This is a genomic window from Anaerotruncus sp., assembly GCF_057433415.1.
In genome coordinates, this window is the sequence record NZ_DBMDHH010000017.1 from 20297 (window position 1) to 43781 (window position 23485).

Here is a 23485-nt window from a genome sequence, read left to right on the forward strand (position 1 = left end):
TTGGATGGAGCGTCCCCGGACGGTACGGCTCCCTTTGTGAATAGTATAACATGGTTAACAATATGCTTGCCAATTGAAAAAATGAATCAGGTGGCCAGGGTTTGGCAATGGAAAGGGCCGCCGCGGTTTCCCGCGGCGGCCCTTTCCGGTCCCGTTCAGTTTTTTTCCGTGCGGAAAAAATCCGCGACGCAGGCCGCAAGGGCGTCCACATCCCCCTCGGTGTGCGCGTCCGAGAGGAAGAGCGCCTCGAACTGGCTGGGCGCGGTGTAGATCCCCCGGTCGAGCAAAAACCGGAAGCAGCGCGCGAACCGCGCGGTGTCGGCCGCCTTCGCCGTCGTGTAATCGACGACCGGGCCGGGGGTAAAAAAGAGGCAGCAGAGCGACCCCGCGCCCGTCACCGCGCAGCCGGGCGCGGCCTCCCGCAGCCCGCCGCGCAGCCTCCGGCCGAGGCTTTCGATATGCGCGTAGACCTCCGGGTGCTCCCGCAGGTAACGGAGCTGGGCAAGCCCCGCCGCCATCGCGACGGGATTGCCGCTGAGGGTGCCCGCCTGGTAGACGCTCCCCACCGGCGCGACCCGCTCCATGATCTCCCGCCGCCCGCCGTAGGCGCCCACCGGCATCCCCGCGCCGATGATCTTGCCGTAGGTGACGAGGTCGGCCTCGACGCCGTACCGCTCCTGCGCGCCGCCGAACGCCAGCCGGAAGCCGGTGATCACCTCGTCGAAGATGAGCGCCGCGCCGTTTTCGTCGCAGAGCCGCCGCAACCCCTTCAAAAAGCCCCCGGCGGGCTCCACCACGCCCATATTGGCGGCGACAGGCTCGACGATGACCGCCGCGATCTTCCCCGGGTTCTCCGCGAAGAGCAGCTCCACGCTCTCAAGGTCGTTATAGGCGGCGGTCAGCGTGTCGCCGGCACAGGCCGCGGGCACCCCCGCGCTGTCCGGCACCCCCGCCGTCATCACGCCCGAGCCCGCCTTGACGAGCATCGCGTCGCTGTGGCCGTGGTAGCAGCCCGCGAATTTGACAAGCTTGTCCCGTCCGGTAAAGCCGCGCGCCGCGCGCACCGCGCTCATGACCGCCTCGGTGCCCGAATTGACCATCCGCACCAGCTCGACCGACGGGACCGCCCCGCAGACGAGCTCCGCCATCTCCACCTCGCGCTCGGTCGCCGCGCCGAAGCTGAGGCCGTCCCTCACCGCGCGCTCGACCGCCTCGCGCACCACGGGATGGTTGTGCCCGAGGATCATCGGCCCCCACGAGCCGACGTAATCGGTGTATGCACGCCCGTCCGCGTCGTATATTTTCTGCCGGTCGGCGCGGGAGATGAAGCGCGGGGTCAGCCCCACCGAGCCGAACGCCCGCACCGGGCTGTTGACCCCGCCGGGGATGACCTTTTTCGCCCGCTCGAACAGCTCCTCCGAACGTCCCATCAGCCGATCCTCCCCTCGTCGATCCAGCCCGCGAGCTCCTTGGCGTAGTAGGTGATGAGGATGTCCGCGCCCGCGCGGAAGACGGACACCGCCGCCTCGCAGGCGACCGCCGCCTCATCGATGAGGCCCGCCTTCCCCGCCGCCCGGATCATCGCGTATTCCCCGCTGACGCTGTAGGCGGCCAGCGGCAGGTCGAACCGCGACTTGACCTCGCGCACCACGTCGAGATAGGAGAGCGCGGGCTTCACCATCAGGACGTCCGCCCCCTGCTCCACGTCGAGGGCCGCCTCCCGGACCGCTTCCCGGACGTTGTGGTAATCCATCTGGTAGCCCCGCCGGTCGCCGAAGGCGGGCGCCGATCCCGCCGCGTCGCGGAAGGGCCCATAGAAGGCGGAGGCGTATTTGACTGCGTAGGACATGATCGGCGTGTCGGAAAAGCCCGCCCCGTCGAGCGCCCGCCGCAGCGCGAGAATCCGGCCGTCCATCATGTCGGAGGGCGCGACCATGTCCGCGCCCGCCCGCGCATGGGAGAGGGCGGTCTTGGCAAGCACCTCAAGGGTCCTGTCGTTGTCGACCTCCCGGCCGTTCAAAATGCCGCAGTGCCCGTGGCAGGTGTATTCGCACATGCACACGTCGGTGATGAGATAGAGTTCGGGAAAGTCCCGTTTGGCCAGCCGCAGCGCCTGCTGCACCGCACCCTCGTCGTCCCACGCGCCCGAGCCGCATTCGTCCTTATGCGCGGGCAGCCCGAAGAGCAGCACGGCGGACACCCCCGCCTCCCGCACCTTTTCAAGCTCCACCTGCAGCATGTCGGGGCTGTAGCGGAACTGCCCGTCGAGCGAGGGGATCGGCTCGGCGATCCCCCGCCCCTCCTTGACGAAGATCGGATAGACCAGCGCGGATTTCGACACCCGCGTCTCCCGCACCAGCCCGCGGACGGCCGGGGTCTTCCGCAGCCTTCTCGGCCTCTCAATAAGCTCCATATCCCTTACGCTCCTTCTCACTCAGTTCCGCCATCCGGTCTGCCATCGCGTCGATTGACGGCTCCCCGGCAATTTCGATCTTCATTCCGTATTCCCGCGCGGCCGCGGCGGTCGATTCCCCGATGCAGACCGCGCGGACCTCCCGGTAATCCCGTTTCCCGAGCGTCTCCACAAACCCCCGGACGGTCGACGCGCTCATGAACGCCACATAGTCGATCTCCCCTGCGTCAAGCAGCTCCGCCGCGCGCTTCGCGTCCGGATGGGCGTAACGCGTCTCGTAGAGCGGGAGATCGTCGTAGGAGATCCCCGCCGCGTCGAGCGCGCGCGTCAGCTCGGGCGAGCCCTGCCTCGCGCGGCAGATGAGCACCCGCTCCCCGGCGGCGCGTTCCGCCAGCGCCGCGCCGAGCGCGGCGGCGTAGGCGCGTTCGGGCAGGAGCGCGGGCAGCAGCCCGCGCTCCTCGAGCGCCCCGGCGGTCGACGGGCCGATCGCGGCCAGCCGCACCCCGCCCAGCCGCCGCAGGTCGAAGCGGGTTTCGCGCAGGTGCTCCAGGAAGACGCGCACCCCCGTCGGGCTCGTGAAGACGAGCCAGCCGTATTCGCCGATCCGCGCGAGCGCCTCGTCAAGCGCCGGATTCGGCGCGACCGGCTCTGTCACGATCGACGGCAGCTCCAGGACCTCGGCGCCCAGCGCGCGCAGCTTCGCGGTCATGCGGGAGGCAAGCTTTCGCGGACGGGTGACGATCACCCGCCTGCCGCCGAGCGGGCGCTTCTCCGCCCAGGAGAACCGCTCCGCCAATGCGCAGACCTCCCCCACGACGATGACCGCCGGGGTCCCGACCTCCGCTTCCCGTGCCTTTTGGGGCAGGGTTTCGACCGTTCCAGAAATCCGCCGCTGGCGGGCCGTGGTCCCCCGCTCCAAAATTGCGGCGGGCGTGGCCGGGTCGATGCCGCCGCCGAGCAGTCCCGCGCAGAGCTCCTCCAGCGCAGCGACCCCCATCAGAAAGACCAGCGTGCCGCCCAAGCGGACGAGCGCCCGATAGTCGGTGCGCGCGCCCGGCGATTTTTTCGTGTGGCCGGTGATGATGTGCACCGATGAGCAGCAGTCCCGGTGGGTCACGGGAATGCCCGCGTAGGCGGGCACCGCGACGGCCGAGGTCACGCCCGGCACCACCTCGAAGGGGACGCCCCACTCCGCGAGCAGCTCGAGCTCCTCGCCGCCCCGCCCGAAGAGGAAGGGGTCCCCGCCCTTGAGCCGCACGACGGTATGCCCCTCGAGCGCCTCCCGCAGCAGGATGCGGTTGATCTCCTCCTGCGGCACCGGATGGCTCCCCGCGTGCTTACCCACGTCGACACGGCGGGTTTCGGGCGGAATCAGCCCGAGCACCTCCCCGCCCACGAGCGCGTCGTACACCACCACGTCGGCGGTTTGCAGCAGTTCATAGCCCTTGAGGGTCAGCAGTCCCGCGTCGGACGGGCCCGCGCCGACCAGATAGACCTTTCCGCTCATACCCGCCTCCTCATCCGTTCGGCCAACAGGACGCCGAGCTTTTCCGCATCCGTCCGGCTGCCGGTTATGCGTTCGACCGTATGGCTCCCGTCCGCCTCCCGGCAGTAGAGGCCGGTCAGCCGAAGCTCCTGCCCGTGAAGCTCCGCATAGGCGGCGATGGGGGAGGAACAGCCCCCGTCGAGCGCGCGCACAAAGGCGCGTTCCGCGAGCCCCGCGGCCCGCGAATTTTCGTCGTCGGCGCAGCTGAGGAAGGAGGCGTCCTCCTCCGCCCTCCCCTGCACCGCCAGAATCCCCTGGCCCGCCGCCGGGAGCATTTCATCGGTGGAAAAGACCCGGCTGACGCGGTTTTCCAGCCCGAGGCGCAGGATGCCCGAATAGGCCAGCACCAGCGCGGAAAACTGTCCGCCGTCCAGCTTAGAGAGGCGGGTCTGGATGTTGCCGCGCACGCTTTCCACCCGCATCCCGGGAAAAAGGCCCCCCAATTGGAGTGCACGGCGCGGACTCGACGAGCCAAGCGGCTTTTCCGGGTCCAGGCGGTCCGCGCCCTCCGGCAGAACCAGCACGTCGCGCGGGTCGGCGCGGCGGGAATAGGCCAGGATGGGCAGCCCTTCCGGCTGCTCCATCGGCAGGTCCTTGAGGCTATGTACCGCGAAATCGATGCGGCCCTCCAGGAGCGCGCGGTCGAGCTCCTTTACGAAAAGGCCCTTGCCGCCCACCCGGTCGAGCGGGCGGTCGAGAATCACGTCGCCCGTCGTTTTCATCGTCACGAGCTCCAGCTCCCAGTCGGGATGCGCCCGGCGGATCGCATCCATCACCAGTTCGCTCTGGATGACCGCGAGTCTGCTCTCCCTGCTGCCAAAGCGGATTTTACGTCGCCGCATCCGCCGTCACCTCCTTTGGAATCCATTCCTCCATCCGCGCGCGGAGACTGTCCGCCGCGGCCTTTGCCAGCGCGTGGTTCGTCCCGCTGGCGGTCACCCCGACGACGAGCGCGTCCCGCCGCACAACCGCTGGGAAAAAGAAGCCGCACTCCCCCGGCGCGTCGCAGACGTTCGCCGGGACGCCCAGCCGCCGGGCTTCCTCCCCGACCGCGTGATTGGTTTCCCGGTCGTCGGTCGCCGCGAGCACAAGGTCGAAGCCCGCGCAGTCGCCCGCCCGGAAGGCGCGGCGGACGATCCGCGCGCCGAGCGCCTCGATCTCCGGGGAGATGTCCGGCGCGATCACCGTGAGGGAACAGCCGAAGGGGGCGAGCGCCTTCGCGCGGCGCGCCGCGACGCGGCCGCCGCCCACGAGGGCGATTTTGCTGTTCGTCAGATCGACGAACAGCGGAAAACGCGGAGCGTTTTCCGCCCCTCCGGCCGCGGGCCGGGGGGCAAAATCGCCCGGCCCCGCGGGTTCGGCGCGCCCTCCGGCGGCCAGATGCAGCGCGTCCATACAGGGCTGCCACAGCTCGGACGGCAGCGTCTCCCGCAGGCCGAAGAGCAGCCTATCGACCGTCTTTTCCGCCGAAGCCCGCAGCCGGCCGAGAAGCTCCTCCTCCGCCTCCCCGGAGAGTCCGAGGCCGCGCACCGTCTTTTCCACCCGGCCCATAAAATCCCGGGCGACGAGCTCGCCGGTCTCCCTTGCCGCGGGCACCACCGCGCGAAAGCCGTACCACCGCGCGAATTCCGCAAGGCCGTCCGCGAGGATCTCCCGTGCCCGCATCAGAGCGGCTTCATCGCGGCGGGCGTCCGCCACGCCGCAGATCCCGTCGGTGTCGTAAACCCGCGCTCCCGGCAGGGATGCGATCGCCGGGTCGATGTCCCGGGGCACCGCGAGATCGCAGAATACCTTCGGCCCCGAGAGAGCGGGCCCGACCTCCGCCGCGCGCAGCGTATAGTGTGGACTGGCAGTCGCGCTGACCACCAGGCGCACCCGCGGCAGGAGGGAGAGCCGCTCCTCATAGGAAACCGCCTCCACGCCGTCCGGCAGCGAAACCTCCCCGTGGCGGTAGCGGCGCACCGTCATCGAGACGCGGCACCCGGCCTCCACAAGCCGCCGCGCCGCGAGCCGCCCCATCTCTCCGTTTCCGATCACCAGGCAGGGCGTACCCGCGAGCGGTCCCATGACGCCCTTCAAAAACGCCTCCATCCGCACCGCCACCGACTGGTCCGCCTCCGTCAGGCGGACGGCCGTTTTAACCTTCTTGGCCGAGGTGACGGCCGACCGGAAGAGGGTTTCCAGCACCGCGTCGGCCGCGCCCGCCTCCCGGGCGAGGGAGAGGGCGGTCCCGACCTGGGTCAAAATCTGGTCCTCTCCGAAGACCTGGGATTTCATTCCGCACGCGAGCTGGAAGAGATGTTCCGCCGCCTCAAGGCCCTCGCGGCGGACAAAGCAGTCCCGGTGCGCGCCGGGCTCCGCGCCCCTGAGCGCACAGAGCAGCTCATAGGGTTCGAGCGAAGCGCGCCCGCTCAACCACAGCTCGGTGCGGTTGCAGGTGGAGAGAAGGACGCACCCCTTTGCGCCAAACTCCCGGCAGGCGCGCGCCGCCGCCTCGGACGCGGCCGAAGCGGTCATCGCGAACCGCTCCCGTACCCCGACCGGGGCGCGGGAGCTGTCGATCCCGGCCATCCGTATTTCCAAACCGACTCCTCCATCCTCCGCCGCGCCCCATACAAAACGCCATCCGGCAGCGCGTCGCTTCCGAATGGCGTGGGACTGTGCGGCAAACAACCATTTGTAATGCCTTAAATTTTATCGGAATCCGGCCCAAAAGTCAAGCTGTACCGCCTTTCCATACAATTATAATATATAGCGCTTTCCATTCGTTTTATGAATGGAAGGCCGGGCGGCCAGGAAAAGAATCAGAGGGAATCCCGCCGGCGGGATCCCCTCTGGATATCCGGTGTGCAATCAGCCGACTCCGGCACACACCTTTTCTTCCATTCCGTCGAACGGCACGGCGCCCTTTTGCGAGATTGCCCGCGCGGCGAGCGCGTTTCCCGCTCGAAGCCAGTCCTCTGGTTTTTCCCCGCGCAGGTAGGACGCGAGAAATCCCGCGTTGAAGGCGTCTCCCGCGCCCGTCGTATCCAGCGGGGTCACCTCGACGGCAGGGACATGCCAGCGTCCGGTTTCGGAGTATCCGCCGCGGATCCCGAGCGCCGACCCCTCCGCGCCCAGCTTGAGCGCGGCGATCGGCACCCTGCACAGCAGTGCATCCAGGCCGGCGCCCGTTTCCCAAACGCCGGTGATCGCCTGCATCTCCCGCCGGTTCGGCAGCAGGATATCGGTTACAGCGAGCGCCTCCCGCAGGGTATCGGGCGGGACATTTTCGATATTTGGGGAGGCGTCGAGCGCGACCAGCCCGCCCGCCCGCCGCGTCATCCCGGCGGCCTCGACCGCAAAGCGCGCCTGCGCCGCATCGGCCAGCAGGTATCCGGAGAGCAGCAGCACCCGGACGGTTTGCAGCGTCTGCCGGAGCGCGGCGGTCAATTCCAGCGGTTCGCCGGCTGCGCCGCGAAAGGATAGCATCGTCCGTTCGCTGCGGTCGTCTATGATCGTCACGGTATAGCCGGTGTCGTCGCCGTACTGCATGCAGCTCAGGTCCAGACCTGCGTTCTGCATCCGTTCCTCGACACGACGGCCCGCCGCGTCCTTCCCGATCCGTCCGCAGAATCCGCACCGGATCCCCAGCAGCGCGAGGGAAAACGCAGTGTTCGCCGCGGATCCGCCCGGGCTGCAGCTCGACATCAGGATTTTGACGTCCCCGCCCCTCTGCGGGAACCGGTCGACCCAGTACTGGTAATCCATCAGCACGTCGCCGATCGCAAGCACCTCCGGCCCGGCCGTTTTATTCATGCCGCCGGGCGGCGTCTTCAGCCCCATCCTCCGGCCCCCCTTTCCCATTTTGCCGGCGCATCAGCCGCAGTGCGGGCTCCACCATTTCTGCCCGGCCCTTTCCTTCTCCGCGTCGCGCCTGGCGAGGAGTGCAAGCCCCTCCAGACCGACGGCGATCGCATCGTCGATCCCCTGCGATACGCCGACCTTCTGGGTGATCGAGCTGTTGCAGACCGTGCAGATCGAACCGCCGCGCGCATGGAAGAGCTGAGCAAGGGTCAGGATGGCGGCCGTCTCGCGTTCGACGTTGAGCACGCCTGCGTTCACCCAATGCTCGACAACGCCTTCGTTGGGCAGGTACCCCATAACCGGGCGGCCCTGTCCACAGTAGATCGCATCGTTGGAGCGGGTGATGCCGACATGATAGCGGAGGGAACGGGCCTGCGCCGATTCGATCATCGGCAGCATCAGCTCATAGCTGGCGATGGCGGGGTAGCAGGCGTCGATATATTCCTTGGTAAGGCCCTCGTCGCGGACCGCGCCGGAGGTGATGACAATGTCGCCGACGTTGAGGTCGGGGCGCTGGGTGCCCGAGGTGCCGATGCGCAGGAAGGTGTCCACGCCGCCGTACTGCATGAGGTCCACCATTGCGATCTCGGTGTCCGCGCCGCCGCTGCCGGTGGAACAGACGATGATCTGCGCGTCCTGATAGCAGCCGCTGAGGACGGTGAACATCGAATTGCGGGTGATCTCCCTGACGTCGGTCATCGAGTCGGCGATGACGTCCGCCGCATCCTTGGAAAAGCCCAGCGGATCGCGGACCGCCAGGATCGCATACCTGCCCAGTTTGTCTCCGCGCCTGAGTCCCGTCAGGACCGCTTTCCCATCCACCTCAAAGAGGGGCGGCTCGTTTCGATTGATCTTGCTCATAAGAGTCCTTCCTTTCTATTCCATCGGTTATTTCAGCTTTGCCAGTTCCACCGCGATGTTCGACGCGGCGACCGCGTTGTTGAAGACAAGACGGATATTCGCTTCCAGGCTTTCGCCGCCTGTGATCTTCTGGATTGCATCGAGCAGGAAGGGGGTGATCTCCTTGCCCTTGACCCCCCGGCGCTCCGCATCCGCGACCGCCTCGTCAATCTTGCCGTTGATGTAGTCCGCGTCCATCGCGTACTGCTCCGGAATGGGATTTGCCACGAGCATGCCGCCGGGGATCTCCATCTTCCGCTTGGCGTAAAAGGAGGCCGCGATCTCGCCCGGCGTATCCAATCGGTAATCGACCCCAAAGCCGCTTTTCCGCGTGTAGAAGGCGGGCATCTCCGAAGTCTGGTAGCCGACAACCGGAACCCCCTTGGTCTCGAGGTATTCGAGGGTGCGGCCGATGTCGAGGATCGACTTGGCCCCGGCGCAGACGACGAGCACCGGCGTCTGCGCCAGTTCCTCGAGGTCCGCGGAAATGTCCATCGTGTTCTCCCCGCCGCGGTGCACCCCGCCGACGCCGCCCGTGCAGAAGACGGAAATGCCGGCCAGGTGCGCGACGATCATCGTCGCGGCCACCGTGGTGGCGCCGTCCCTGCCAAGTGCGTGCAGGATGGGCAGGTCGCGGCGGCTCGCCTTGATGACCTCCGTCCCCTTTTTGCCGAGGCGGGTGATCTCCTTCTCGCTGAGTCCCGCTTTGAGCTTCCCGCCGATCACCGCAATCGTCGCGGGCACGACCCCCTGCTCCCGCACGACCCGTTCGACCGCGAGCGCGGTCTCAACATTCTTCGGGTAGGGCATGCCGTGGGAGATGATCGTCGACTCGAGCGCAACGACAGGCTTTCCCGCCGCCAGGGCGGCTTCGACCTCGGGCGAGCACTCCAAAAACTCCTTAGAAAGCAATGTGCGCATCCTCCTTTATTGTTTCGACCCGGAGTGGGACGAACGGAACATGTCCAGCGCGACCGCGCCGACGATGATGAACCCGAGCGCGACCTTCTGCCAGTAGGCGTTGACCTCCATGAGGTTGAGGCCGTTGTTGATCAGGCCCATGATGAGCGCGCCCGCCAGCGTGTTCATGACGCTGCCCTTGCTCGCGCCGCCGACAAAGACGGCGGCCAGCGCCTGCAGGGATAGGTCCGAGCCGGACGACGGCTGTCCCGACGAGAGCCGCGCGGTCAGCAGCAGGCCGCCCATCGCGCTCATGAGACCCGCGATCGCAAAGACGGCGATCTTGGTCCTGTGCACGCTGATGCCCGACAGGTTCGCCGCGGTCGGATTTTCGCCGACGGCCAGCACATTGCGTCCAAAGGCGGTATATTTTAAAACAAACGCGCCGATCAGGAAGACGATCACCAAAATGATCGACGGGACGGGGATCGGGCCGACATAGCCGCGCCCGAAGACCGCGAAGGAATCTGGCAGCCCGGTGATCGGCTGGCTGTTGGTGAGCAGAAGCACGACGCCCGCCAGCGCATACTGCATGCCGAGAGTCGCGATGAACGACTGCACGCGCAGCTTGGTGACGATGAGCCCCATCAGCGCGCCGACGACCGTACCGGCCGCAAGGGAAATGACCATCGCGAGGTAGATGTTCATCCCGGCCCTCATGATCAGCATCGCGCAGCCGCATCCCGCGAGCACCGCCAGCGAGCTCTGGCTCAGGTCGATCTCGCCGCAGAGCACGACATAGGTCGCGCCGAGCGCCACAACGGCGTTTACACAGATCTGCCGCACCACGTTGATCAGGTTCGCGGGAAGCAGAAATTTTTCGTTGGCAAACGCGAGAAGGATGAAGAGAATGATAAAAACCAGCCATACGCCGAGCTTGTTCCAGGCGTAACTCACCATCTTCCCCGCGGTCAGGTTTCTCTTTTGGGCTCCGCCGCTCATGACGCCGTCCCTCCTACCGCATATTCTGTAATCCGCTGCTGGGAAAAGTCCTTCCGTTCCACCGTCCCGGCAACCTCGCCCTCCCGCATCACGATGATGCGGTCGCTGATCCCCATGACCTCCTCCATCTCGGAGGAGACCACGATGACGGCCTTGCCTTCCGACGCCAGCCGGTTGATGATCTCATAGATTTCCCGTTTGGCCCCCACGTCGATCCCGCGGGTCGGCTCGTCCAAAATGACGATCTCCGAATCGGAGAAGAGCCACTTGGCCACAACCACCTTCTGCTGGTTGCCGCCGCTGAGGTAGACGACCCGTTGATTAATCGACGGGGTGGCGATGTGCAGACTCTTCACATAGTCCTCCGAGACCTGCTGCTCCTTCTTCATGTTGAGCATCCGCATCCGCTGGATTTTGCGGATGGCAACCAGCGTGATGTTGAACCGCACCGGCAGCGAAAGCAGTAGCCCCTCTCCCTTGCGGTCCTCGGTGACAAAGCCGATCCGGGACCGGATGCCGTCCCGTGTGGTGGCCACGGCCGCCTCGCGGCCGTTGATGAGAATCCTGCCCGACCTGCGTTTGTCCGCCCCGAAGATGAGGCGCATCGTCTCGGTGCGTCCCGAGCCGACCAGCCCGGCGAAGCCGACGACTTCCCCGTGGCGCACCTCGAAGGAGACGTCCCTGACCCGTCTTCCGTCCGAGAGGTGCTCCACCTTGAGGCAGACCTCCCCGATCTCCGCATTCCGCGCGGGGAACTGCTGGGTGAGCTCCCGTCCGATCATCATCGCGATCAGTTCGTCCTTGGTGGTCTCCTTCACCTCACGCGTGCCGATGTAGCAGCCGTCGCGCAGGACGGTCAGCCGGTCGGCCACCCGGAAGATTTCCTCCAGCCGGTGGGTGATGAAGATCACCGCGACCCCCTGCTCCTTCAGCGTCCCGATGATCGAAAACAGGATTTCCGTTTCCCGCGAGGTGAGCGAGGAGGTCGGCTCATCCATAATGACGACCTTCGCGTCGACGCTCACCGCTTTGGCGATCTCCACCATCTGCTGGCGGGCGATGCTCAGCTCGCCCACCGGACTCCTGACGTCGCCGTCAATGCCGAGCCGCCGGAAAAGCGCCTGCGCGTCGTCGAACATCTTTTTCCACTGGACGATGCCGCGGGCCCTCGGCTGCCGGCCGAGGAAGATGTTCTCCGCGACCGTCAGGCTGCCCATCAGGTTGAGCTCCTGGTGGATGATCGAAATCCCCAGCCTTTCGGCCGCCTTCGGGGTGCCGATCTCCACCTCCCGCCCGTTAAAAAGGATGGTGCCGCCGTCCTTTTTATAGGCGCCCGAAAGGATCTTCATGAGCGTCGATTTGCCCGCGCCGTTCTCCCCGACCAGGGCGTGGACCTCTCCGCGGCGGATGGTCAGGTCGACGTCGGTCAGCGCCTTGACGCCCGGAAATTCCTTGCAGACCCCTTTCAATACGAGCACATTCCCGTCGTGATTTTCCTGCATGGCAATGTTCCTTTCCTCAGAACCCGCGGGCCCGGGACGGCCGCCCGTCCCGGAAACCCGCAGGCGAAGGGAGTTTCGCTTTTATTTGCTGCCGAGGATATCCTCGGTGGTCAGCGCGCCCTGCGCACAGTAAACGCCCGACTCGTAGGGAGTGGATTTTTCAAAGGTCGCCCCATTGTAGAGGTAGTCCTCGATGTTCTGGATGGTCTGCTGGGCCATGCCCGCGGGAAGCTGCATGACGCTCGCGATGTACTGGGTGCCCTTGTCGATCAGTTCGACCTCCTCATCCTCGCAGTCAAAGCCGACGATTTTGACCTCGGGACGGTTGGCCGCGACGCAGGCGTCATACGCGCCCAAGCCGCCCTGCGCGTTCGCCGCGAAAACCAGGTCAAGTTCCGGATAGGTCACGAGCGCATCCTCGCAGGAGGTCATATAGCTCTCGCGGGAGTCTCCGAGGTACTCGTTGAGCACCTCCACCGTGAGGCCGCCCTCCTCGAGGCCCTTGACGAACCCGTCGGCGCGGTTGCGTCCGTTGGAGGTCGCGGTGGTAAAGGAGATCATCCTGACGGCTTCCTTTCCCGCCTCCTTCATCTGCCCGGCGGCCCAGTATCCGCCGTTGTAGCCCGCGTCGAAATCGACGGTCCCGATGTTGGTCACATAGTCCCCATCGGGCGGCAGCGAACCGGTGTCGATCAGAAATACGGGGATGTTCGCCGCCTTGCACTGCTCGAAGACATCCTGCAGCGAGTCGCCGTACCAGCTTGCGATCACGAGCGCGTCGATGTCCTTGAGGGTGAGGTCGAGGCAGTCGTTAACCGTCTTTTCCACGTCCATGCCCGCGTCGGTATAGACATAGTCCCAGCCTTTTTCCTTGCAGGCCGCCTCAAACCCGTCGAGCATCTTCACATAGTAGGGGAACGTCAGCGTGATGATGGAAAATCCAATCTTCAGCTGTTTTTCCTCTCCCGGCGCGACAGCCTCCGTTTTGTCCGCCGGGACTTCGTCCGCGGGAGCCGCCGAAGGCGCCGCGGGCTGCTCCGCCGCCCCCTTCATCGAACAGCCTGAGAGCGGCATGACCGCCATGACGACCGCCAGCAGCAGCGCGAGCATTTTCTTTCCGTTCATTCTGATCTCTCCTTTTCATTTCACTTCCCCACCCGGGGAATCGGCGCGTCCGGAGGGCTCGCCCGGCCGAACGCTTCACACACATAGATGTCGGGCCCGATCGCCCGTCCACGTATGGCCGGCTCCACTGCCGGCTCAGAGAAAGTACCTGGTTTTCGACGCGGTGATCTTCCGCGTCCCCTGCATCACCTCCAGCATATATTGTTCGCTGAGCTCCTCATTGACGACCGGTTCGCCCGCGGTACAGATGCCGGCCGCCGCCAGCCCCGCGCAGGCGGATTCCCGAAGGTCCATCCCGCGCATCCGCGCCCACACGAGCGCGGCCATAAAACTGTCCCGCGCGCCCGTTTTGTTGACGACCTCCGCCGGGTAGCCGGGAAGCCGCCAGGCACCGGTCTCATCCGCGCAGTAGGCTCCCGACGAAAGGGTGATGTAAACATGCCTGACCCCCCGGTCCAGCAGCTGTCTGGCCGTCACTTCCACGTCGGCCTTTTCGTCGGGCTCCCGACCGAGCAGCAGCTGGACCTCCAGCCGGTCCGCTTTGAGCGTATCGATCCGGTCAAGAATCCCGCGCAGCTTGTGGGCCTTGGCCACCGAGATCGTCTCTGCGAAGAGCGGTACGCGGCAGTTGTCCGCCAAAAAGCGAAGGGCATCCTCGGTGAGGTTTGTATCCACCACGCAGGTGTGCGCCCGGTTGATGACCCCCATGCGCTGTGCGAGCAGCGCCGGGGTGAGATGTTCATAGATGTCCATGCTCGAGATGCCCACCACCGGGTCCCCCCGGTGATCCACCACCGAAAGATAGGTTGACGTCGCGGCGTTGACCACCGTGATCGCGTCCTTGACGTCGATACCGAGATCACGGCAGTTCTGCCGGAGCTTTTCCGCATAGAGATCGTCGCCGAAGGCGGTGACCAGCTTGACGTCCAGGCCCAGAAGACGCATGCCGTGCGCCTCGTTCCGCCCCACGCCGCCGGCCGTGTGCTCCACCCTGCCCGGGTTGGAATCGTGCGGGACGACCTCCCCGCTGGCATAGCCGGCGATATCCATATTGACGCCGCCGACAACCACCGCATAGGGGCGTTTCTGCACGACATAGCCCTTTCCCTGGATCATGCCCTTCTTCATCAAATTGGAAATGTGCACCGAAACGGACGACCGGGTGATGCCCGCGCGGTCGGCAAGCTCCTGCTGGGACATCATCGGGTTTTCCTCGATCCAGGAGAGCAGTTCCCGTTCCCTGTCGGTTACCATCTGTCCCACCTCCGATCTAAGCATTTGCGTATTTACGTAACCATTTCCTTATATTTTCATCATAGCCAGCGCCGCAAAACAAGTCAACATTCTTTTCAACAAAATTCGACGAAAAATTCCGTTAAATTCACTAAATTTTGAGGATATTTTACCATCAATTGTATATTTTGATTCTATTTCCCCAATTGCAGGCACGCTTTCCACCATTTGCGCGCCTAAGCATTGTGCAAAAAAACGGGCTCCCGCAATATGCGGGAGCCCGTTTTACTCTTCAGAATCATGTTTCGTCCAGAACCTCGCCCGACGTCGAGACGACCGTCACCTGCCAGGGGATCCATTTCCCGCTGGCCTGCAGGGCGCCACGGACGGCGTTTTCGATCCCGCCGCAGCAGGGCACCTCCATGCGCACCACATGGACGCTTTTGACGTCGTTTTCGCGGAGGATCTCCGTCAGCTTATCGGCGTAGTCGCCCTCGTCGAGCTTGGGGCAGCCGACGAGCACGACGCGGTTTTTCATGAACCGCCGGTGGAAATCTCCATGGGCAAAGGCGGTGCAGTCGGCCGCGACGAGCAGATGCGCGCCGTCAAAATAGGGCGCGTTCACCGGTACCAGCTTCAGCTGTACCGGCCACTGGCGCAGTTCGCTCGCCATCTCCGCCGCGGGCGCGGATACGGCCTCGTCCCGCCGGGGATGCTCGATCGTTTTGACCTGGCTGCCCGGACAGCCGCAGGGCAGCGCCTTTTCCGCTTTCACGTTTTCCGCCTTCGCGGCGAGCACCGCCGCATGGTCGTAGGCGGGAGCCTCCCGCTCCTCAAAGGAGATCGCACCCGCCGGACAGGCGGGCAGGCAGTCCCCCAGGCCGTCGCAGTAGTCCTCCCGCAGGAGCCTTGCCTTCCCGTCCACCATGCCGATCGCGCCCTCGTGGCAGGCGTCCGCGCACAGTCCGCAGCCGTTGCATTTCTCTTCGTCTATCGTGATGATTCTGCGTTTCATTGTCGTCATCCTCCCTTTCCGTCCTCAGGATAACGGATTTTATTGATGAAGTCTGTTGTTTTTCCAACAGATTGAAAAAAGGACGCATTTTTCCGAAAACCACGACCTTATCCCGTGCCCAAACGGCCGGTATAATAAAATCAACAGAATTCATACCAGAGGAGGGTGCCTATGGCAAGCTATTACGCCGCCGTGGATATCGGCGCCTCGAGCGGCCGGCTGATCCTGGGCTGGCTCGAGGACGGAACGCTCCGGCTGCGGGAGGTCCACCGGTTCCAGAACCGGCTCGTCAAGACCGGCGGACATCTCTGCTGGGAGATCGACCGGCTCTTTTCCGAGATCGTGGCGGGCCTCAAACGGTGCGTCGAGCTCGGGATGCCCCCGCAGAGCGTCGGCGTCGACACCTGGGGCGTCGACTACGTGCTCCTTGACAAGGACGGCGGCCGCATCGGCGACGCGGTCGCCTACCGCGACGGGCGCACCGCCGGGATGGACGCGGAGGTCGCGAAGCTGATCCCCCCGGAGGAGCTTTACGCGCGCACCGGCATCCAGAAGCAGCCCTTCAACACGATCTACCAGCTCGCCGCGCTCAAAAAGGAGCATCCGGAGCAGCTCGAGCAGGCCGCGCGTCTGCTGATGGTGCCCGACTATTTCCACTACCTGCTCTCGGGCGCGATGAAAAACGAGTACACCAACGCGACCACCTCCCAGCTCGTGAACATCGCTTCGCGCGACTGGGACTGGGAGCTGCTCGACCTGATCGGCGTCCCCAGGCGGCTGTTCGAGCCGGTGTCGGCGCCGGGAACGCCCGCCGGGCGGCTGCGGCCGGAGCTTCGGGCGCAGGTGGGCTTCGACTGCGAGGTCGTCCTGCCCGCCACCCACGACACCGCCTCCGCGGTCATGTCGGTCCCCTGCCCGGACGGCGACGCGATCTACCTGAGTTCGGGCACCTGGTCGCTGATCGGGATCGAGCGAACGACGCCCGACTGCTCGGAAAAGAGCCGCGGCAAAAACTTTACCAACGAGGGCGGCTACGATTACCGCTACCGCTACCTCAAGAACATCATGGGCCTCTGGATGATCCAGTCGGTCAAACGGGAGCTTGGCGGCAAATACACCTTCGACGACCTGTGCGACATGGCGATCGCCGCCGACCGCTTCACCACCCGGGTGGACGTGAACGCCCCCGAATTCCTCGCGCCCGACTCGATGATTGGCGCGGTGCGCGAGGTCTGCCGCAAAAGCGGCCAGCCCGTCCCGAACGACCCGGGCGAATTGATGAACTGCATCTACCACAGCCTGGCCAAAAGCTACGGCGAGGCGGTGCGGGAGATCGAGACGCTCACCGGGCGCGCCTATGAGGACCTGCACATCGTCGGGGGCGGCACCAAGGACGACTACCTCAACCGCCTGACCCGCCAGTACACCGGCAAACGGGTGCACACCGGTCCGACCGAGGCGACCGTCGTTGGCAACCTGCTCGCGCAGATGCTCCGGGACGGCGTGTTCCCCTCCCTCTCCGAGGCGCGCCGCGCGGTCGCAAATTCATTCGACATCAAGGAAGTGAGGAATTACAATGAGTAACCGTTATCAGGAAGCCAAGGAACGCTACGCAAAGCTCGGCGTCGACACCGAGGAGGCGATCCGCAGGCTGCAAAACGTCTCGCTCTCGATGCACTGCTGGCAGGGGGACGACGTGCGCGGCTTTGAGGACGCCGAGCTCACGGGCGGCATCCAGGCCACCGGCAACTATCCGGGCCGGGCGCGCACCCCCGGGGAACTGATGGCCGACATCGACGAGGCGCTGCGCCTCATCCCCGGCACCCACCGCATCAACCTGCACGCGAGCTACGCGCTGACCGGCGGAAAGCACGTCCCCAAGAGCGAGCTTCTGCCCGAGCACTTCGCGGGCTGGGTGGAGTTCGCCCGTCAGCGCGGGCTGGGCCTCGACTTCAACCCCACCCTCTTCTCCGACGATATGGTCGTCGACAACCTGACCCTCTCCAGCCCCGACGGGGCGGTGCGCCGCTTCTGGATCGACCACTGCAAGGCCTGCCGCCGCATCGGCGAATACTTCGGCCGCGAGCTCGGAACCACCTGCCTCGTGAACATCTGGATCCCCGACGGCTTCAAGGACGTCCCCGCCGACCGGCTGGGCCCCCGCCGCCGCCTCAAGGAGGCGCTCGACGAAATCTACTCCGAAAAGCTCGACCCCCGGTACATTGCCGACTCGGTCGAAAGCAAGGTGTTCGGCATCGGCGTGGAGAGCTGCACGGTCGGTTCCCACGAGTTCTATATGAATTACGCGGCAAAGAACGGCGTGCTCTGCCTGCTGGACAACGGCCACTTCCACCCCACCGAGATGGTCTCGGATAAGCTCCCCTCGATGCTCCTCTTTTTCGATAAGGTCGCGCTGCACGTGACCCGCCCCGTCCGCTGGGACAGCGACCACGTCGTCCTCTTCGACGACGAGCTGCGGGAGATCGCCAAGGAGATCGTCCGCTGCGACGCGCTCGATCGGGTGATGATCGGGCTCGACTACTTCGACGCGAGCATCAACCGCATCTCCGCCTGGGTGGTCGGGATGCGCAACATGCAGAAGGCCCTGCTCTGCGCCCTGCTGACCCCCCACGGGATGATGCGCGGCTTGCAGGACGCCTCCGATTACACCCGGCTGATGATGCTCGGCGAGGAGCTCAAATTCTACCCCTACGCGGACGTGTGGGCGGAGTTCTGCGAACGCTGCGGCGTGGCCGCCGACGAGGGCTGGTTCTCCGAAATCTCCCACTATGAAAAGGACGTCCTCCAGGGCCGCAACTGACGGTTTCCCACCATCTTTCTTCCTCCAAATAAAGCGAACGGGGAATCCGCATGGATTCCCCGTTCGCCGTTTCTCCCATTCCCAATTCCATTCCCTCAGACCCGCAGGCGTTCGCCCCGGCTGTGCCCGGCGCGGTATTCCCGCGGGCTGATCTGATATTTCTCCCGGAAAAGCCGGTAGAAATAGCTGCTGTTCTCATACCCCACCGCGTAGACGATGTCGCTGACCGGCAGGGTGGTGTCGCAGAGCAGTTCGAGCGCCACCTGGAACCGCTTGCGCTGCTGCATGTCCTTGAAGGTCGCGCCGAACGTCTGCTTGATGAACCGGCTGAGCCCCGACGGCGACTGGTTGAGCATATCCGCCAGCCCCGCGAGAGTGCCGCCGCGGTAGTGCTCCTCGATGTACTTCATCACCATCGCGGCGATCATGTTTTCATACTGGTTCTCCTCGCTCTCCTCGATGCGGTCGGCGAAGTTTAAAAGCTGTAGGAAGAGCAGCCCCATCGTCGTCTGGTTGATCTCCCGCTCGTTGCCCTGGTGGTAGACGAGCGCGTAGACCATGTTTTCCACGAGGTTCTGCACCGGCAGCACCCCCGCCACCTTGAAATGCAGGTACTTGCCGCTGCAGGAGGACTGCCGCAGCACCCCCAGCAGGAACCTCGTGAGCACGTTTTCCCCGCTGATCATCCGGAAGGCGGTGTCGAAGAACTCGGGCAGCACGATGAAGTTGACCCCGATGTCCCCCTCCCCGGTCGGGAGGATCTCATGGTAGGCGTGCTGGTTGAGGAAGAGCAGGTCCCCCTTCCGGAGCACGACCTCCTTCTGTCCGTCGATGATGTGGGTCGTGCTGCCCTCGCACATGTACATGATCTCGATGTAGTTGTGCTTGTGGCGCGGGAACCCGATGAAGCGGGTGTGGGTGCGCACCCGGATCAGCTCCCCGTTCGCCAGCATCCGGCCGCTCTCGACCGTGAAGCTGTCGCTACCGGTGTAGAGCTTCCGGTCGATGCCCGTGCCGTCGAGGATCTTCTGTTCCTCCGGCGTGACCTCGCGCAGCAGCCGCAGCAGCTCCGCGTCCATCCAACCCCCTCCTTTCCGCGTCAGCCGTCCTCCCCCGCGTCCCGGCCGGGATATTCGGTCGGCCACATGCCCGTCTCCTTTTTAAAGATGCGGGAGAAATAGTACTGGTTCGCATAGCCCACCGCCTGCGCGATCTCCTTGATCAGCATGTCCGGGTGGGCCTTCATCAGCCGGATGGCCATCTCCACCCGGTACTTCGTCAAAAACTCCGACGGGGTCACGCCCCGGTGCCTGCGGAATATTTTGCTGATGTAGTTGGGCACGAAGCCGAATTTATTCGCAAGCATCTCGTTTGAAATCGGCTTTTCGTAGTTGTCGATCAGGTACTGCTCCATCTCCGCGACGACCGCCTCCTGGCTCTTCTTGGCCTCGCCTCCGCTCTGGCGCATCCCGAGGAGGATCTCCGATACCCGTTCGCCGAGGGACGCAAAGTCCATGCTCCCGAGCACCGCCTCGCCGAGGCGCGTCTTGACGTCAAGATAGCTCTCCGAGTTGTCCCCGATGCGGCTGTCCCCGATGATTGTCTCGAGCAGGCGCATGAAGTCGAACTGCGTCTGCCCCTCACGCTCGGACACGGCGAGCATTTCGGCGACCGCGGCGGAAAGCTGCTCCGCGCTGCCCGCGCAGATCGCCTCCACCACCCGGTTGACCGGGAAGCTCGAAAGGGGGATCGCCTTCCCCGGACGCCTGGCGCCGCCCGGCGCGTCCCACAGAAGCTGGGAGGCGCACAGCCGGATCTCCCGGTAGAGCAGGGTGCGCAGGTCGCTGATTGTCTGCGCCACCTCGGAGATCGGCACCGGTTCCACACGCGCCGCGACGGTGATCGGCAGCGGCGTCATTTCCGTCAGCCGGCGGTAGAGCGTTTCGATCGCCGCGCGCGCCGAATCGGGGCTGCGCGTCTCAATCACGACGATCCGCTCGGTCTTGGACTTCCCGGAGAAGGGCAGCACGCTGTCCCGTTCGGGCACGATCGAGCGGAGCAGCTCCTCAAGCTGCACCCCGCGCCAGAACTTCCGCCCCGGCGCGCCGAGGTCGTCGGAGGTCAGCGGCATCGCGCCCGCGTTCACGAGCAGCGTCACGCAGTCGGCCTGCGCGGCGGACGCCTCGCCGTTGCCCTCGATCAGGCCGGAGAGCTGGTCGCGCTTTTTGAGGTAGGCCCTGTTGCGGCAGAGGATCTCCAGCTTGCCCAGCAGGGCGGACATCTTTTCAAACGAGACCGGCTTGAGCAGGTAGTCGAACGCCTGGAAGCGCACCGCCTTCTGCGCGTACTCGAACTCCTGGTAGCCGCTGAGCAGCACGGTGACGACCTCCGGATAGTCCCTCTGGATGTTTTCCAGCAGCTCAAGGCCGTCCATGACGGGCATGCGGATGTCGGTGAACACCACGTCCACCTCCCCGCGCCCGAGGCGCTCGAGCGCCGCCCTGCCGTTGATCTCGGTCCCGACCACCTGAAACGCGTCCGAATAGCGGCAGATCAGCTGTTTGACCGCGCGTGCGATCGGCGGCTCGTCTTCGACGATCAGTACCTTTATCATATCCAGTCCTCCGTCCCTGCTGTCCGGGCACGTCCTCTGCTTCCCATTATATGGCTCCCGCCGCGGGAAAGCAACCTTCCGCCCGCTTGTTGCATCTGCCTTGCGCAAAAGCTATAATAATAACCAGAAAATGAAAGACAACCTGTTATCCATCGACATCTTAAGGGGGATTTACCAATGAAACTCCGCGCCCTCGGCGCCCTTTTTCTGGCGCTGCTCCTCGGCGGCTGCGGCGCCCAGCCGCAGCCCGCGCCCGAAGCGCCCCTGCCCGTCCCCGAGCCGCCCGTCTACGCCATCATCTCCAAGGAAAAATCCAACCCCTATATGCAGAACATGGCGGACGGGTTTTCCGCCGCCTGCCGGGAGCTCGGCGCCGAGGCTCTCTGCATGGGCCCCGACTCCTATACCGCGCAGGCCCAGATCGACATCATCGACGCGCTGATCGACCGGAAGGTGGACGCGATCGTCATCGCGGCCAACGACTCGGACGAGCTTCAGGACGCCCTCCAGCGCGCGATGGACGAGGGGATCGCGGTCCTCTCGCTCGACTCGGCCGTCAACAGGGAGAGCCGCATGCTCCACATCCAGCAGGCCGACCCCGAAAAGATCGGCCGGGTGCTCATCCAGGCCGCCTGCAAGATGGCGGACGGTGAGGGCAAGGCGGCGGTCCTGTCGGCCACGCGGCAGGCCACCAACCAGAACCTGTGGATCGAATGGATGCAGCGGGAGATCGAGCAGAACCCGTCGGTCTACGCGAAGTTTGAGCTGCTGCCCGTGGCCTACGGGGACGACGAGCCCGAAAAATCCCGTGAGGAGACGCTGCGGCTGCTCGAGGAAAACCCCGATCTCAAGGTGATCATCTCTCCGAGCGTCGTGGGGATGCTCGCCGTGGGCCAGACGCTCCAGGAGGAGGAGTCCCCCGTGCTCTTCACCGGGCTGGGGCTGCCCTCCGAGATCGCCCCCTACATCGAATCGGGAAGCTGCCCGTGGATGTACCTGTGGAACCCCATCGACCTCGGCTACCTCAGCGCCTACGCCGCCGACGGGCTCGCGACCGGCCGGATCACCGGCCGGGAGGGCGACAACCTCACCGCCGGACGGCTCGGGCTGCGGGTGGTGGTCGACGCGGAGGACGGCGGCACCGAGCTGCTGCTGGGGGACCCGGTCAAGTTCGATCCGGACAACATCGGCGAATGGAAGTCCGTCTACTAGCCGCCCGAAAAAGCGGCGGCAGGGGCATCGCGGCACTGGGGCCGGGGGCTTAAACAGGTTCAGGGATGGGGGCGTGAAGCCCCCATCCTCGGCCCGATAAAATGGATTTTATCGGGCCGAGCGCCCGCTGCGGCGGGGTTCTCCGCTCGCTGCGCTCGCTCAACGTGCGGTAGGAACCTGCGGTTCCCCCACACACGCCCCTTCCCTTTCCGGGGATCGCGGCACTGGGGCCGGGGGCTTAAACAGGTTCAGGGATGGGGGCGTGAAGCCCCCATCCCTTTTTGTGTTCTGCGAAGAATCAGTCGGCGGTGAGGTCGGTGAGGACCTCGCCGTCCTTGCCGATCATCTGGACGGCCGCGAAGATCTCCTTGTTGGTCGCGTCGTCATAGGAGAGGGAACCGCCGGTGCACAGGGTGTTCGCCAGCTCGACGCCCAGAGCGCCGATGCCCTTCGGGTCCTGCGCGACGGTGCCCTGCATGGTGCCGGCAGCAATCGCTTCCAGCGCGCCCGCGTCACCGTTGAAGCCGAAGAGGAGCACGTCGGAACGGCCCGCTTCCTGGAGCGCTTCCATCGCGCCCAGCGCCATCGGATCGTTGGCGGCGAAGACCGCGGCGATGTCCGGGTTGGCGGCGAGGATGTCCTGCATCGCCTCATAGCCCTTGGTCTGGTCGCTGTCGGCGGTGAGCTCCTGGACCATCGTGTAGCCCGCGTCGTTCATGACGTCCTTGAAGCCCTCGGGGCGGCGCGCGGCGTAGACCGCGGAAGCCTCGCAGCGGATGACGGCGTAGTTCTTGCTGGCGGTGCCCGCCGCTTCAAGCAGCTGGAGGGCGTATTTTCCGGCCATCCGGCCGCCGCCGTACATATCGGAAACGATGATGGCGTCCTTATCGGTGCCGCCGTCGCCGATGTCGCAGATGATGACGGGAATGCTCTTCTGCTTGGCGAGCTCGACGATCGAGCTGAGCGCCTCGGGCTTGCAGGGGGAGATCACGAGCGCGTCGACGCCTTCGTCGTTGATCAGGCGGGTCGCGCCGCTGACCATCTCGGTCTCGTCGTTCTGCTGGTCGTGGAGGATGACCTGGATGCCCATCTCCGCGGCCTTCTCCTCGACGCCGGCGGTCATGCTCTGGAAGAATTCCTGCTGGTTGTCGTAGACCGACCAGCCGAATTTGAGGCCGGCGGTTTCAGCCGGGGTCTCGGCGGGCGCTTCGTCGGCGGGTGCCGCGGGAGCCGCGGGGGCCGCCGTGCTCGGAGCCGGAGCCGTGCCGCTGTCGGACGAGCAGGCCGCGAGGGAAATCGCCATTGCAAAACAGAGTACCAAAGCGAGGATTCGGGTCTTCTTTAACATGAATAATC

19 protein-coding genes are annotated in these 23485 nt (G+C 65.2%); 3 read left to right on the plus strand and 16 right to left on the minus strand.

The genetic code is table 11. The annotated features are described in order from the left end of the window. Positions 1 to 155: 155 nt before the first annotated feature. From hemL to ACZO3G_RS06680, 13 genes are all read right to left on the minus strand, one after another. Entirely contained in the window at positions 156 to 1430 is a 1275-nt protein-coding gene (gene hemL / locus ACZO3G_RS06620) for a glutamate-1-semialdehyde 2,1-aminomutase (RefSeq protein WP_276872587.1), read from the minus strand. Then, positions 1430 to 2413 carry a porphobilinogen synthase gene (gene hemB / locus ACZO3G_RS06625; protein WP_277138480.1) on the minus strand — a complete coding sequence of 328 codons (984 nt, stop codon included), beginning with the start codon at positions 2411 to 2413 and terminating at the stop codon, positions 1430 to 1432. Before hemB ends, hemL begins: the two co-directional genes overlap by 1 nt. Further along, positions 2400 to 3920, minus strand: coding sequence for a uroporphyrinogen-III C-methyltransferase (gene cobA / locus ACZO3G_RS06630; protein ID WP_277138481.1), 1521 nt, complete (start codon positions 3918 to 3920; stop codon positions 2400 to 2402). Before cobA ends, hemB begins: the two co-directional genes overlap by 14 nt. Next, a complete protein-coding gene (gene hemC / locus ACZO3G_RS06635; RefSeq protein ID WP_276871515.1) occupies positions 3917 to 4801 on the minus strand; it encodes a hydroxymethylbilane synthase in 885 nt (294 codons plus the stop codon). The genes cobA and hemC overlap by 4 nt, the downstream gene beginning before the upstream one ends. Then, positions 4788 to 6542: an NAD(P)-dependent oxidoreductase gene (locus ACZO3G_RS06640; protein ID WP_277138482.1), complete on the minus strand. Its 1755-nt coding sequence runs from the start codon at positions 6540 to 6542 to the stop codon at positions 4788 to 4790. Before ACZO3G_RS06640 ends, hemC begins: the two co-directional genes overlap by 14 nt. 270 nt (positions 6543 to 6812) lie before the next feature. Next, positions 6813 to 7784: a carbohydrate kinase family protein gene (locus ACZO3G_RS06645; protein ID WP_172439199.1), complete on the minus strand. Its 972-nt coding sequence runs from the start codon at positions 7782 to 7784 to the stop codon at positions 6813 to 6815. 33 nt (positions 7785 to 7817) lie between these two features. Beyond that, the gene (locus ACZO3G_RS06650) at positions 7818 to 8666 is read right to left on the minus strand and encodes a nucleoside phosphorylase (RefSeq protein WP_101550365.1); all 849 of its coding nucleotides are present in this window, start codon (positions 8664 to 8666) and stop codon (positions 7818 to 7820) included. Positions 8667 to 8693: 27 nt separating this feature from the next. Continuing rightward, positions 8694 to 9617, minus strand: coding sequence for a pseudouridine-5'-phosphate glycosidase (locus ACZO3G_RS06655; RefSeq protein ID WP_276871520.1), 924 nt, complete (start codon positions 9615 to 9617; stop codon positions 8694 to 8696). A gap of 15 nt (positions 9618 to 9632) precedes the next feature. Continuing rightward, positions 9633 to 10607 (minus strand): ABC transporter permease, encoded by a 975-nt coding sequence (locus ACZO3G_RS06660; RefSeq protein WP_242970826.1) that lies wholly within the window; start codon positions 10605 to 10607, stop codon positions 9633 to 9635. Next, positions 10604 to 12109: a sugar ABC transporter ATP-binding protein gene (locus ACZO3G_RS06665; RefSeq protein WP_276871522.1), complete on the minus strand. Its 1506-nt coding sequence runs from the start codon at positions 12107 to 12109 to the stop codon at positions 10604 to 10606. Before ACZO3G_RS06665 ends, ACZO3G_RS06660 begins: the two co-directional genes overlap by 4 nt. 81 nt (positions 12110 to 12190) lie before the next feature. Next, positions 12191 to 13234: a sugar ABC transporter substrate-binding protein gene (locus ACZO3G_RS06670; RefSeq protein WP_121586226.1), complete on the minus strand. Its 1044-nt coding sequence runs from the start codon at positions 13232 to 13234 to the stop codon at positions 12191 to 12193. A gap of 135 nt (positions 13235 to 13369) precedes the next feature. Further along, complete coding sequence (locus ACZO3G_RS06675) at positions 13370 to 14488, minus strand: PfkB family carbohydrate kinase (protein WP_121586225.1); 1119 nt, start codon at positions 14486 to 14488, stop codon at positions 13370 to 13372. Between the two features lie 277 nt (positions 14489 to 14765). Further along, positions 14766 to 15482 carry an ATP-binding protein gene (locus ACZO3G_RS06680; protein WP_276871526.1) on the minus strand — a complete coding sequence of 239 codons (717 nt, stop codon included), beginning with the start codon at positions 15480 to 15482 and terminating at the stop codon, positions 14766 to 14768. A 171-nt stretch (positions 15483 to 15653) separates the two neighbouring features. Here ACZO3G_RS06680 and rhaB point away from each other — a divergent pair, with 171 nt between their 5' ends. Then, entirely contained in the window at positions 15654 to 17066 is a 1413-nt protein-coding gene (gene rhaB / locus ACZO3G_RS06685; RefSeq protein WP_121586223.1) for a rhamnulokinase, read from the plus strand. Continuing rightward, on the plus strand, positions 17053 to 18303 hold the full coding sequence (locus tag ACZO3G_RS06690; RefSeq protein WP_276871552.1) for an L-rhamnose isomerase: 1251 nt from the start codon (positions 17053 to 17055) through the stop codon (positions 18301 to 18303). Before rhaB ends, ACZO3G_RS06690 begins: the two co-directional genes overlap by 14 nt. Before the next feature lie 95 nt (positions 18304 to 18398). On the opposite strand, the gene ACZO3G_RS06695 is transcribed toward ACZO3G_RS06690, so the two are convergent. Together ACZO3G_RS06695 and ACZO3G_RS06700 are read right to left on the minus strand one after the other, a co-directional pair. Continuing rightward, on the minus strand, positions 18399 to 19382 hold the full coding sequence (locus ACZO3G_RS06695; protein ID WP_276871529.1) for an AraC family transcriptional regulator: 984 nt from the start codon (positions 19380 to 19382) through the stop codon (positions 18399 to 18401). Positions 19383 to 19402: 20 nt separating this feature from the next. Beyond that, positions 19403 to 20917, minus strand: a complete 1515-nt coding sequence (locus ACZO3G_RS06700) for a response regulator transcription factor (protein ID WP_101550347.1) — start codon at positions 20915 to 20917, stop codon at positions 19403 to 19405. A gap of 177 nt (positions 20918 to 21094) precedes the next feature. Between ACZO3G_RS06700 and ACZO3G_RS06705 the strand changes: the two genes are divergently transcribed. After that, positions 21095 to 22129, plus strand: a complete 1035-nt coding sequence (locus ACZO3G_RS06705) for a substrate-binding domain-containing protein (protein ID WP_121586219.1) — start codon at positions 21095 to 21097, stop codon at positions 22127 to 22129. A gap of 298 nt (positions 22130 to 22427) precedes the next feature. On the opposite strand, the gene ACZO3G_RS06710 is transcribed toward ACZO3G_RS06705, so the two are convergent. Then, positions 22428 to 23477, minus strand: coding sequence for a substrate-binding domain-containing protein (locus tag ACZO3G_RS06710; RefSeq protein WP_158595566.1), 1050 nt, complete (start codon positions 23475 to 23477; stop codon positions 22428 to 22430). Positions 23478 to 23485 lie beyond the last annotated feature (8 nt).

What these genes read in the sequence shown, in the direction of transcription:
- rhaB (WP_121586223.1), top strand. Translation starts at nt 15,654, where the DNA reads ATGGCAAGCTATTACGCCGCCGTGGATATCGGCGCCTCGAGCGGCCGG.
- ACZO3G_RS06645 (WP_172439199.1), bottom strand. Translation starts at nt 7,784, where the DNA reads ATGGGGCTGAAGACGCCGCCCGGCGGCATGAATAAAACGGCCGGGCCG.
- ACZO3G_RS06710 (WP_158595566.1), bottom strand. Translation starts at nt 23,477, where the DNA reads ATGTTAAAGAAGACCCGAATCCTCGCTTTGGTACTCTGTTTTGCAATG.
- ACZO3G_RS06695 (WP_276871529.1), bottom strand. Translation starts at nt 19,382, where the DNA reads ATGGACGCGGAGCTGCTGCGGCTGCTGCGCGAGGTCACGCCGGAGGAA.
- ACZO3G_RS06705 (WP_121586219.1), top strand. Translation starts at nt 21,095, where the DNA reads ATGAAACTCCGCGCCCTCGGCGCCCTTTTTCTGGCGCTGCTCCTCGGC.
- hemL (WP_276872587.1), bottom strand. Translation starts at nt 1,430, where the DNA reads ATGGGACGTTCGGAGGAGCTGTTCGAGCGGGCGAAAAAGGTCATCCCC.
- hemB (WP_277138480.1), bottom strand. Translation starts at nt 2,413, where the DNA reads ATGGAGCTTATTGAGAGGCCGAGAAGGCTGCGGAAGACCCCGGCCGTC.
- cobA (WP_277138481.1), bottom strand. Translation starts at nt 3,920, where the DNA reads ATGAGCGGAAAGGTCTATCTGGTCGGCGCGGGCCCGTCCGACGCGGGA.
- ACZO3G_RS06675 (WP_121586225.1), bottom strand. Translation starts at nt 14,488, where the DNA reads ATGGTAACCGACAGGGAACGGGAACTGCTCTCCTGGATCGAGGAAAAC.
- ACZO3G_RS06670 (WP_121586226.1), bottom strand. Translation starts at nt 13,234, where the DNA reads ATGAACGGAAAGAAAATGCTCGCGCTGCTGCTGGCGGTCGTCATGGCG.
- ACZO3G_RS06650 (WP_101550365.1), bottom strand. Translation starts at nt 8,666, where the DNA reads ATGAGCAAGATCAATCGAAACGAGCCGCCCCTCTTTGAGGTGGATGGG.
- ACZO3G_RS06660 (WP_242970826.1), bottom strand. Translation starts at nt 10,607, where the DNA reads ATGAGCGGCGGAGCCCAAAAGAGAAACCTGACCGCGGGGAAGATGGTG.
- ACZO3G_RS06680 (WP_276871526.1), bottom strand. Translation starts at nt 15,482, where the DNA reads ATGAAACGCAGAATCATCACGATAGACGAAGAGAAATGCAACGGCTGC.
- ACZO3G_RS06700 (WP_101550347.1), bottom strand. Translation starts at nt 20,917, where the DNA reads ATGATAAAGGTACTGATCGTCGAAGACGAGCCGCCGATCGCACGCGCG.
- hemC (WP_276871515.1), bottom strand. Translation starts at nt 4,801, where the DNA reads ATGCGGCGACGTAAAATCCGCTTTGGCAGCAGGGAGAGCAGACTCGCG.
- ACZO3G_RS06665 (WP_276871522.1), bottom strand. Translation starts at nt 12,109, where the DNA reads ATGCAGGAAAATCACGACGGGAATGTGCTCGTATTGAAAGGGGTCTGC.